Below are 11,644 nucleotides of genomic sequence, written 5' to 3'. Positions count from 1 at the left end.
CTGCTCTTTTTTACTTAATTTACAACGGGTTATCTTCATTTTAGTAGTCTAGCATGGTGCTTATCTACTACAGCCCCTATAATTATTATAAGCCTGATTCTATCAAGAAAAACCCCATAAATGCGATTGGTCATAAAGACTTTGATGTAGATCCCTATATAGATTTTGGTAGTGGAAAAGGTGACCGAACTAGTTTAGAAGATAGAAAAAATGTCCCAATTAATTCATTAATGAATAGTGATTATATATTTGGTGAACTTCCACGAAAAAATGACAGCCATGATTCAATTTTAGGTAAAGGATTTAACGATAAAAAAATTGATAAAATAACACATAAAGCTACTGAGAGTTTCAATAATTCGAGTAAATAGCATGAATAAAAAATTAAAGTATCTATTGATAATAATCGTAATAATCTTACTGTTATTTATTCTAAATTCATTTATAAATACTTACGACACAATATCTATTAGTGTATAGACTATGCTAACTATGACGTCAATAAAAAGAAATCTCTATAAGGATTATGATGTTGACTTATATATAGATTTTGGTAGTGGTAAAGGAGATAAAACAATTTTAAATGATAGAAGAAATGTTCCAATAGCTGACGTATTACCTACCGAAGTTATACTTGGAGAATTACCTCCTGTCGTTGGTATGGAAGGAAGTATTGCTAACGATACGATTCAGAAATATATCAATGAGGCTTTAAGAGATTTCGAAAAGGAGAAGAAATAGTATGAAGAACAAAAAAAACCTATTAATTGTATTTTTTACGCTTTTGTTTCTTTTATTTATTTTCTTAGCCTATGATTTTTATAAAGGTTTCCAAATAGGAATGGGTGTCTAGTGCATAAACTAGAAAAATATTGTGAAAATTAAAAATAATATGAGTGCATCTTAAAGCTAAGAGATTATATATATCTTAGCTTTTTTATTTTCCTAGAAATAATGTCAACATCAAAGGCGGAGTCATTAACACAGGGGACTATCGGTGGCGACGTCAACATAGAGTCGCTACAAGACACGGCTACTTATGACAGCAAACAAAAGAACATGGGCTTTAGCGCTGATATCGACATAGCAGGTGGTGGTGCAGGTTCCAGCCTCTCCGTCAATGGCGGCAAAACCAATCTTAATTCTGACTACAAAGCTGTTGGAGAGCAATCTGGCATCTTTACAGGGGATGGTGGTATTGATCTTACTGCTGGCGGTAAAACCACGCTCATCGGCGGAGCGATTACCACGACCGAAGCCGCTCGTGACGCAGGACGTAATAACTACGAAAGTCTTGGCGGTATAGAGACGCAAGACATCAAGAACACCACCAGCTATGAGGGCGATGCCATCCAAGCCGGTGTCAGTGTTGGTAATACCAATAATAAACCACAAGCAAGTATGAACGGCCTAGGTTATGGCACAGACAGTGATAGTGACAGCAGTATCACCAAAGGCGGGGTCAGTGGCTACAATGATAAAGAGGGCTTCTTCACCACGGACAATCGGGAATCGCTTGCTGGAAAACTTGATGATGTGTTTGATGCAGAGACAGTGAATGAGGAGCTGGGGGCGCAGACGGAGATTACGCAAGCCTTTGACCAAGAGCGCCGTAAGGTTAAGACTGATATAAATGCCAAAGAGAAGAAGTTAAGGGATGAGGCAGAAGAAGCAAGTAATGCTGGAGACTATGAGACAGCACGAGAAAAATTTGATGCGGCAGATAAGCTTGTAAACCAAGGTCTGCTATTTGATGCCGTCGCAGGTGCAATATATGGACCAAACAGTAATGGCGCGACGGGTTATGTGGTTAAGGCTATCAGTCCAGCGGTGTCTTTTAAAGTTGGACAGTATTATAAAGAGCTTGAAGCTAATCAGGATAATAAACTCACTGGTGGACAGCAAGCAGGTCATATTTTAGCTCATACCTTACTAGGGGCAGCCGTCAGCTATGCTACAGGAAATGATGTACTTACTGGCGGTGTATCTGCTGGTACAGGAGAAGCAGCTGCACCATTATTATCTCAGCTGCTGTACGAAAAAGACACCGATAAGCTAACGGCTGAACAAAAGGATACGATTAGTAGTATTGTTAGCGCTCTCGGTGCTGGTATTGGTGCAACAACAGGTAATGCAAGTGATGCGGCCAATGCAGCGGAGACGAGTAAGGTTGCAGCTGAGAATAATGACGGTGGGCCTCAGACTTATGGTCAGTCGAAAGCTGAGCTCATGAAAGAAACATGGGAGATGAACAATGGGCCTATTGGTAAATTCTTAAATAAAAATCAAAAATATATTTTGATTGGAACGGACTTCTTACCAGTAATAGGTGATATTAAGGGAGTAGAAGAAGCTGAAGGTGCTGGTGATTATATCTTTGCTGCGGTAGGCTTAATCCCTTGGGGTGGTGATCTATTACAAAAAGCTCATAAAGCCAAAAAAGCTGAAGACAAGTATGAAGAAGCAAAGGCAGCTGGGAATGTCCAAGGTATGAAAGAAGCCACACAAGAAGGTGTGGATATTTTAAAATCTCAAGGTAAAGCTAGCGAAGCCACAGGTTCTCAGATTATTAAGAAAGCTGAGAGTAGTGAGAAAGTAAAGCCTGTACTTTCATTACCTTCCCCAAGTACCGCTGCAAAAAAGAGATATAGTCCAGGTAAGGCATATTCTTCAAAACCGTTAAACGAGATTAAAGAGGGAGAAAGATGGATAGGCACTACGGGTGAAGCAACCTTTCCAAAACAAATCGCCGATAAAATGTCTGGGAGAAGCTATAATAATTTTAATGAGTTTAGAAACGATTTTTGGAAAGCAGCAGCTAATGATCCTGTTTTGAGTAAACAATTTAGTAAAGCTAACCTTACTCGTATGAGAAAAGGAGATGCTCCATTTGCACCGCAAGACCAACAAGTGGGTGGTAGAAAATCTTTCGAGTTAGATCATAATATTGAAATTCAAGATAACGGGTTAGTTTATGATTTTGGTAATATTGTGATTAGAGATCCTAAAAATCATATTTCTAAAACAAGTGAGGAAATAAAGAGGAAAATGTATAATGAGTTAGAAAAAAGAATTAAATTTTTGTTAACCCAGCTCGTACATGGGAATACAACTAATTTAACTGAAGAAGATATAGGTTTAGAGTTAGACAGTCTGTGCCCAGACCCTCTATGGAGTGATTACGTTTTTTGGAGTAATGATTATTGGAGTGATGAAGACGAAGATATAGATTATGATAAATTTTTCAAGAAGATATTTAGCTGTTCTGACGAATAATAGTTAATTTTAGCAGTGCCTTATATGGTCCGAACAGCAATGGAGCAGTAGGTCATATTGATAAAGTCATTAGTCTGAAAATTGTCAATCAGATTGTTCTGTAGTGATCAACTAATTTAGGACAGCTGATAAGAGGTTTTGATTAAAGTAACGTTTCTCTTTCTCTGCTGGTGGCAAATAATCATTGAAGCTATGCGGTCTCACGGTTTGATAGTAACGCCAGATATAATCAATAATGGCACTTTTAGCCTCAGCGATATTCTCATAACCGCCCTTTGGCATCTACTCCGTCTTAAAGCTTCTAAAGAATCGTTCGGTTGGGGCATTATGCCAACAGTTAGCTTTTCGACTCATGCTTTGCGTCATACCATCACGATTGGCCACGGATTCAGCGAATGTCTTACTGGTGTAATGCATGCCTTGATCAGAATGAAACAACACCTCACTTGGCTTTAAGCGCGTCTGATACGCCATCTGTAGCGCTTTAGCGGTCAGTACGCTGTCGGGTGAGTCTGATACGGCAAAGCCCACCACACGTCGTGTATATCGGGCACACACGTTTTTGATGACGCTCGATGAGAGTGCTAAAATAGGAAATTTGAATCAACACATAGTTTCCTTTTCCTCTACAGCCCATATTTTACAGCCAAAAAAAAGCCCCAGTCGTTAAACTGGGGCTTTCTAAATTTGGTAGGCATAAGCAGACTCGAACTGCTGACCTCTACCATGTCAAGGTAGCGCTCTAACCAACTGAGCTATACGCCTATTTAGGTTGAGCATTTTAGCAAGTTTTACAGACTTTGCAAGTCTTTTTTATACCAATATTCAGTTATTGGAAAAATACTTAGGATTTGGTCTCTATATCGCTTATTAAACTCAGTATGAGGACATATAAGAGCTAAATGACTAATACCACACAACTTTGCCAAGCTTGCAACGAAGGTTTGAGGAAAGGGCAAGATAGAGATGTTATTATGAATGCTTAAGATTAATACTGACAGACAGCAATTATTAAATAAAACCAAAATAGGAGGATAACAATATGGGCTTATTAGTCGATGGTCAATGGCAAGACAAGTGGTATGACACGGACGCCAATGGTGGAAGTTTTAAGCGTGAAGATGCCGGTTTTAGAAATTGGGTAACCGTAGACGGGAGTGCAGGCCCAACAGGTGAAGGTGGATTTAAAGCCGAAGCCAATCGCTACCATTTATACGTGTCGTTGGCTTGTCCTTGGGCACACCGAACCACAATCTACCGCAAGTTAAAAGGCTTGGAGGACATGATTTCGATGTCTGTGGTACATCCATTTATGGGAGATAAAGGCTGGACGTTTTTAGATGGTGAAGGCGTTATTGCCGACCCGTTATTTAACGCTGACTACCTATATGAGATTTATATTGCAGCCAAATCAGACTATACAGGCCGCGTGACAGTTCCTATTTTGTGGGACAAAAAAACCAACACCATCGTGAGTAATGAGTCCTCTGAAATCATTCGTATGTTTAATTCAGCCTTTGATGAAGTAGGGGCAACAGCAGGGGGCTTTTTGCCGTCCGAGCTATTGGCAGAAATTGATGAAATAAATGCATTTGTTTATTCTGCCGTAAATAACGGGGTGTACAAAGCAGGTTTTGCGACCACTCAAGAAGCTTATGAGGAACCAGTGACTGAACTGTTTGAGGCGCTAGATACGCTAGAGGCACGTTTGGTACAGCGTCGCTACTTGATGGGAGACAGGATAATAACAGAAGCTGACTGGCGTCTATTTACCACATTGGTACGTTTTGATGCCGTATATGTCGGGCACTTTAAATGTAATATCCGCCGTATTGTAGATTATCCAAATCTTTGGGGCTATCTGCGTGATCTATATCAAGTGTCTGGTGTCGTAGAGACCATAAATATGAGACATATCAAAGCACATTATTACACCAGCCACGCCAATATTAATCCAACTCGGATTATACCAGCTGGGCCTGATATTGACTTTAATGAAGCGCATGACCGCGATCTTTTGTAATATCAAACACGCCCTACTGTGAATGATACGAGTATAAAAAATGACGCCAGCTGATGAGTATCAGCTGGCGTCATAGATTTACCCTAGACAAAAGAAAATTGAATAAAGTTAAGCATTATTTAACTGTCTTGCTGCTTCTAGCGCAAAATACGTCAAAATGCCATCAGCACCAGCACGGCGGAAGCCAATCAACGATTCCAAAATCACCGCATCGCTTAGCCAACCATTTTGAATGGCCGCCATATGCATGGCATACTCACCAGAGACCTGATAAGCAAAAGTCGGCACACCAAAGGTGTTCTTGACTTCGCGGATGAGATCTAAGTAAGGCTGCCCTGGTTTAATCATTACCATGTCAGCGCCTTCATTGATATCCATTGCCACTTCATGCAGCGCTTCAGCACGGTTACCAAAGTCCATTTGGTATTGCTTTTTATGCCCACCTTTTAAATTGCCAGCACTACCCACGGCATCACGGAATGGACCGTAGTATGCCGACGCATATTTGGCTGAGTAGGCCATAATGGCAGTATTGACAAAGCCCTCAGCTTCAAAGGCATCACGCATGGCTTTGATACGGCCATCCATCATATCGCTAGGGGAGATGATGTCAGCACCAGCGCGGGCATGCACCAAAGCCTGCTTCACCAACACTTCAACAGTTTCGTCATTGACGACATAACCACTCTCATCGAGTAAGCCATCTTGACCATGTGAGGTATAAGGGTCCAACGCCACATCAGTCATTACTACCATTTCTGGAAGGGCATCTTTGACAGCCTTGACCGCACGTGCCGCAAGGCCATTTTCATCGTAGGCTGCTTTGCCATCTGGTGTTTTCAATGAATTATCAACGACTGGGAAAATGTCGATCGTAGTGACGCCTTCTGCCAATAACTCTTTGGCATAATCAATGAGCAAATCAATGGATAGGCGTTCAACACCTGGCATGCTAGCGATAGCTTCACGTCTATTGCTGCCTTCTAATACAAAAACAGGGGCGATGAAGTGCTTGGGGTGTAGCTCCACTTCACGAATCATTGCTCGTACATTATCGTTATAACGCAAGCGACGCAGGCGAGTTTCAGGGAATTGGCGGTTAAAAGTATAAGTCATAATCTTTCCTTGCATAAGGTGTTTTTATACAGTGGTGCTATTAAAAAAATTTAGTATCGCTACTATAACCAATAGCGGGTTACAAAAGCAAAAAGCCCCACCAAGTCGGTAGGGCTGATTGTACTCATCGACGGTCAATGTGAGGTTGAAATTACCTCACAGAATAATAACTTTATATAAGTTAAGGCTCAATGATCTGGGTGACAGGTACTTGCTCAACACTTTCTTCATTAGACATCGTTGTTTCAGTGATGACGCCTACAGCGGCATCCGTTCTACCGTCATTATTGATATCAACGGTAGCAGTCGGTTCAAAGGTAGTCACTTCTTTGGCTTGCGCTTGCTTTATAGCAGCGGCTTCTTGCGCAGATACCACACGTGCTGAGCTGGCAGCATCAATCGCATTGACTGCTTTTGCTTTTTTGCTATTGGCTGGTAGATTGACGACTTGTGCCAAGTTGGTGTACTGCGGCACAGGAATGATGGTCGGTACATCCAGATTGGCACCGCCACCCAGTACTTGGTATAGCTCAATTTGGCTGACGATTTTTTGTAGCTCTAAGTCCAAAATACCCTGCTGCGTTGAAAATAGCGAACGCTGCGCATCGAGCACGTCCAAGTAATTGTCAATACCCGCTTTAAATCGCGCATCAGAAATTTGATACGTCTGCTCAAAATTGTCTTGCAAACGATATTGCGCTTCGAGCTGCTCGCCAAGTGTTGCGCGAGTTGCTAATACATCTGAGACTTCGCGGAAAGCGACCTGTATAGATTGCTCGTAACCTGTAAGTGTTTGCTCACGCTCAATTTTGGCCACGTCATAATTGGCATCCAAGCGACCAGCATCAAAAATAGGCACACTGATGCTCGGTCCAAATGACCAGCCAACTGCGCCACTATTGAATAAGTTGTCTAAACTATCGCTACTAACACCAATGCTGCTTGCTAAGCTGATAGAAGGGAAGTAAGACGCACGTGCTACTGCAATATTGGCACCAGCGGCTTTTAAATTATATTCCGCTTGTAGCACATCTGGACGATAGCGCAGCAATTCACTCGGCAATCCAGCATTGAATATCTGCTGATTTGTGATGTTGCTGACGGCTGGCGTTGGAATCAGATTGGTTGGAATGGGGCCACCAACCAAAAATTGCAGGGCATTACGTGAGGTCAAAATACTGCTCTGTGCCCGTAATACAGCAAGTTTGGCCGTCTCTAACGAAGCACTTGCTTGTAGAGAAGGCAATCTAGGATCAATACCTGCTTCAAAGCGTTTGCTGGCGATAAACAGCGATTGTTCACGGCTCTCAACCGTCGCTTCTGCCAGTTTTAGCTGCGCTAAGCTGTAGCTTAAATTGGCATAACTCTGCGCAATATTACTAATCAAACTGATTTGAGTCGCATCTTTCGCAGCCGTTGTGGCTAAAAAATTCTGTAGCGCTTGATCTTTTAAGCTGGCAATTTTACCCCAAAAGTCGAGCTCGTAGTTAGCGAGACCTAGATTGACGTTGTAACCATCACTAGTGAGACTTCTTTGGCGTTGACGAGAGTAGCCAGCGCTACCATCGATACTGGGCAAGTCATTAATATCGGTAATACGATATTGGGCACGTGCCTTTTCAATCGCTAGACGGGCATTTTCGAAGTCTTTATTGTTTTCAAGACCCAAGGCAATCAGACCTTTTAAGCGTTCATCGCTATAAAAGTTCTGCCAGCGTTGACTGGCCACACTCGGTTGCTCAGCCGTACTGACGGTATCCTTATCGAATGCGCCATAGGTTTGGCCGATAGGAATATTAGGCTCTGCAAGGACAGGACTCATATCTGCTTTTGGAATGGTATTACAAGCGGCCATGCTTATTGCAAAGGCGGTTAAGCCTAGGAGACGACCGCCAGTTTTACGCATTCGTGATAACGCTGGTTGTGTAGCAGTAGCAAAATTTGCTACCGCTGTTGAATGGTTGGTGCATGTTTTTTGAGCACTCATTGTGTATTATCTCCAAAGCTTGCAGGCTGATAACTCTCAGAAGGCGTTGGGTTTTGTGGGCCGGGCGTACCATTACCACCATCTCTATCATTTGGCTTGTTATTCTCATATTTGTGCGGGAATAAACTACGCACCCAGATATAGAACATAGGAATAAAGAAGATACCTAAGAAAGTCGCGGTAACAACCCCACCAAGCACACTGGTACCGATGGCGTTTTGACTGCCTGAGCCAGGACCTGTGGCGATAAATAATGGCACAACACCCAGTCCAAAGGCAAGTGAAGTCATGATAATTGGACGCAAACGTTGGCGTGCTGCTGTCATGACCGCTTCGGTGAGACTGTAACCTTCCTCTTGGTGCTCTTTTGCAAACTCGATAATCAAGATGGCGTTTTTGGCCGATAGACCAACCACGGTGAGCAGACCTACTTGCAAATAAATATCATTGCTAAAGCCGCGTAACCAAGTAAAGATTACGGCACCTAATACCCCAAGTGGGATAACCAACAGCACTGAGAAAGGAATAGACCAACTCTCATACAAGGCTGCTAGACACAAGAAAACGACCAAAATTGAAAGCGCGTATAGCATTGGCGCTTGCGCACCTGATTTTTGCTCTTCAAGTGACATACCTGTCCACTCGTAACCCACGCCTTCAGGTAGATTTTCTATCATCGTCTCCATCGCGCTCATCGCTTCACCAGTACTCAAACCGGGCGCTGCGGCACCTTGGATGTTCATTGACGGTAAGCTGTTATAACGAGTCAAACGTGGTGACCCAGATTCCCATACACTGCTCGAGAACGCATCAAATGAGATCATCTCATTAGTGTCATTACGCACATACCATTTACTGATATCATCAGGATTGGTACGGCTGCTCGGTTCACCTTGAATATAAACGCGCTTAATACGACCACGATCGACGAAGTCATTGATATAACTTGAACCCCACGCCGTGGAGATAACGCTATTAATATTGGCCAATGACAAGCCATAAGCCGCGGCTTGTTCTTGATTGATATTCACTTTTAATTGCGGTGCATCTTCTTGACCGTTTGGACGAACATCAGCGACTTGATCACTTTGTGCCGCCATGCCTAAGAGCATATTACGGGCTTCAAGTAGCCCTTCATGCCCAAGATTACTTGTGTCCTGAAGCATTAAGTCAAAACCACTGGCATTACCAAGTTCAGTAATTGCTGGCGGTACAATGGCAAATACTTGTGCTTCGTTTAACTGAGTAAAGAAGTAGCCCATGGCGCGACCAGCAACCGCCTGCGCGGTGTTTTCTGCCCCAGAACGGTTCTCCCAGTCTGACAAACGGACGAAAGCCAGTCCCATGTTTTGGCCTTGACCCGCAAAACTAAATCCTGCGATCGTAAAGACAGAGGCAATATTATCCGTCTCTTGTGTTTCGTAATAATTACTGACTTTATCGAGTACATCTTGCGTTTGATCCAGCGTCGAACCAGCAGGAAGCTGAACCAAGGTAAACATAAGACCTTGATCTTCTTCTGGTAAAAATGACCCTGGAATACGCAAAAATACGACTGCCATAAGCCCGATGATGGCGGCATAGCCAATCAGATATAGCCATTTAAAACGAATACTTTTACCGACGAAGTTTTCATATGAGCGGCTAAGCTTAAAGAAGCCGCGGTTGAACCAGCCAAAGAAGCCTTTTTGCTCTTCGATACTGCTTTTATCATGACTCTTACTACGTTTGAGTAAGGTCACACATAAGGCAGGAGTAAAGATAAGGGCCACTAAAGCCGATAGCACCATACTGGTAATCAATGTGATAGAGAACTGACGATAAATCACACCCGTTGAGCCACCAAAGAAGGCCATCGGTACAAATACAGCCGATAGAATCAACGCAATACCGATAACGATTTTACTAATTTCACCCATGGACTGTATGGTGGCGTCCTTGATGGAGATATGGGGATCTTCCTCCAAGATACGCTCGACGTTTTCGACGACGACGATCGCATCATCGACCAGTAGACCGATGGATAATACCATCGCAAACATAGTGAGCACGTTGATACTAAAACCGGCGACGTAGAGTACAGCAAAAGTACCAAGTAGCACGATAGGTACGGCAAGCGTCGGAATAATCGTTGCACGCCAGTTTTGTAGGAAAATAAACATGACGATAAATACGAGTATGATTGCTTCAATTAGCGTCATCACGACTTGTTCGATAGACAAACGAACAAACGGGGTGGTGTCATAAGGCACGACAGCTGCTAGACCAGCTGGGAAATTTGATTCTAGCTCTGCCATCCGTGCGCCGACTGCTTCACGAGTCTCAAGCGCATTGGCGCCACCAGCCAATGAAATACCTAAACCAGCTGCTTGTTGACCGTTGTATAAGGAGACAACACTGTAGTTTTCACTACCAATCTCAACATCAGCGACATCACCCAAACGCACTTGTGCACCCGAAGTGTCTGTCTTTAATAAAATGTTTTTGAATTCTTCTGGGGTTTGTAGATAGCTCTGTACGGTGACGGTGGCATTGATAACCTGCTGTTCAGTGTCAGCAGGTGCTTGACCCAATTGACCGGCAGAGACCTGTGCATTTTGTGCACGTACCGCATTGACCACATCAGATGGCACCATGTTGTAGCTACGCAAGCGAGAAGGATCTAACCAAATACGCATGGCATAAGTAGAGCCAAATACTTGAACTTCACCCACACCTTCGACACGGCTGATCTGATCGACCACGTTGGAGCTGACATAATCAGCGATATCGCTGCGATCCATACTGTCGTCTTCAGAGACAAAAGCTTGCACCATTAAAAAGCTGCTAGACGACTTATTAACGTTGACACCTTGACGCTGTACCGATTCAGGTAGCGCGCTCATGGCCGCTTGCAGTTTGTTCTGCACCTGTACCTGCGCAGTATCAGAGTCTGTTCCGTTTTCAAATGTTAGGGTGACAGAAGCACTACCATTTGAGGAGCTTGATGATGACATATACATGAGACCATCGAGGCCTTTCATGCGTTGCTCAATGATCTGTACCACTGAGTTTTCGACGGTTTGCGCGTTAGCACCAGGATAGCTGGCACTGACTGAAATAGTCGGTGGCGCGATACGTGGATACTGTTCAATCGGTAAGCTAATGACCGATATCACCCCGATGAGCATGACCAAAATAGCCAGCACCCATGCAAAAATAGGGCGATTAATAAAAAAACGTGACATAGTATATCCCTAAGT

9 protein-coding genes and 1 tRNA gene are annotated in these 11,644 nt (G+C 43.2%); 4 read left to right on the top strand and 6 right to left on the bottom strand.

Going from position 1 to position 11,644, the window contains the following annotated elements; translation table 11 throughout:
* Positions 1-53: 53 nt before the first annotated feature.
* The 3 genes from JMY02_RS10475 to JMY02_RS10465 all read left to right on the top strand — a co-directional run bounded on the left by JMY02_RS10475 (position 54) and on the right by JMY02_RS10465 (position 3,276).
* Positions 54-371, top strand: a complete 318-nt coding sequence (locus tag JMY02_RS10475; RefSeq protein WP_201597856.1) for a hypothetical protein — start codon at positions 54-56, stop codon at positions 369-371.
* Positions 372-483: 112 nt separating this feature from the next.
* Complete coding sequence (locus JMY02_RS10470) at positions 484-741, top strand: hypothetical protein (RefSeq protein ID WP_201597854.1); 258 nt, start codon at positions 484-486, stop codon at positions 739-741.
* Positions 742-954: 213 nt separating this feature from the next.
* On the top strand, positions 955-3,276 hold the full coding sequence (locus JMY02_RS10465) for a VENN motif pre-toxin domain-containing protein (protein ID WP_201597852.1): 2,322 nt from the start codon (positions 955-957) through the stop codon (positions 3,274-3,276).
* Between the two features lie 111 nt (positions 3,277-3,387).
* On the opposite strand, the gene JMY02_RS10460 is transcribed toward JMY02_RS10465, so the two are convergent.
* The 3 genes from JMY02_RS10460 to JMY02_RS10450 all read right to left on the bottom strand — a co-directional run bounded on the left by JMY02_RS10460 (position 3,388) and on the right by JMY02_RS10450 (position 4,041).
* On the bottom strand, positions 3,388-3,558 hold the full coding sequence (locus JMY02_RS10460) for a hypothetical protein (protein WP_201597848.1): 171 nt from the start codon (positions 3,556-3,558) through the stop codon (positions 3,388-3,390).
* A complete protein-coding gene (locus tag JMY02_RS10455; RefSeq protein WP_201597845.1) occupies positions 3,559-3,834 on the bottom strand; it encodes a DDE-type integrase/transposase/recombinase in 276 nt (91 codons plus the stop codon).
* A gap of 130 nt (positions 3,835-3,964) precedes the next feature.
* Positions 3,965-4,041, bottom strand: a tRNA-Val gene (locus JMY02_RS10450).
* Positions 4,042-4,318: 277 nt separating this feature from the next.
* Between JMY02_RS10450 and JMY02_RS10445 the strand changes: the two genes are divergently transcribed.
* Positions 4,319-5,299: a glutathione S-transferase family protein gene (locus tag JMY02_RS10445; protein WP_201597842.1), complete on the top strand. Its 981-nt coding sequence runs from the start codon at positions 4,319-4,321 to the stop codon at positions 5,297-5,299.
* A 108-nt stretch (positions 5,300-5,407) separates the two neighbouring features.
* Here the strand turns inward: JMY02_RS10445 and hemB are convergent, their stop codons facing one another.
* The 3 genes from hemB to JMY02_RS10430 form a co-directional block, all read right to left on the bottom strand.
* Positions 5,408-6,415: a porphobilinogen synthase gene (gene hemB, locus JMY02_RS10440; protein WP_201597840.1), complete on the bottom strand. Its 1,008-nt coding sequence runs from the start codon at positions 6,413-6,415 to the stop codon at positions 5,408-5,410.
* A gap of 181 nt (positions 6,416-6,596) precedes the next feature.
* Positions 6,597-8,402: an efflux transporter outer membrane subunit gene (locus tag JMY02_RS10435; protein WP_201597838.1), complete on the bottom strand. Its 1,806-nt coding sequence runs from the start codon at positions 8,400-8,402 to the stop codon at positions 6,597-6,599.
* Positions 8,399-11,629, bottom strand: coding sequence for an efflux RND transporter permease subunit (locus JMY02_RS10430; RefSeq protein WP_201597836.1), 3,231 nt, complete (start codon positions 11,627-11,629; stop codon positions 8,399-8,401). The genes JMY02_RS10435 and JMY02_RS10430 overlap by 4 nt, the downstream gene beginning before the upstream one ends.
* Positions 11,630-11,644: the final 15 nt, after the last annotated feature.

Origin of the sequence: Psychrobacter vallis (assembly GCF_904846715.1) — a bacterium.
Lineage (GTDB): Bacteria > Pseudomonadota > Gammaproteobacteria > Pseudomonadales > Moraxellaceae > Psychrobacter > Psychrobacter vallis.
This window is presented reverse-complemented; position numbering and strand designations above follow the sequence as displayed.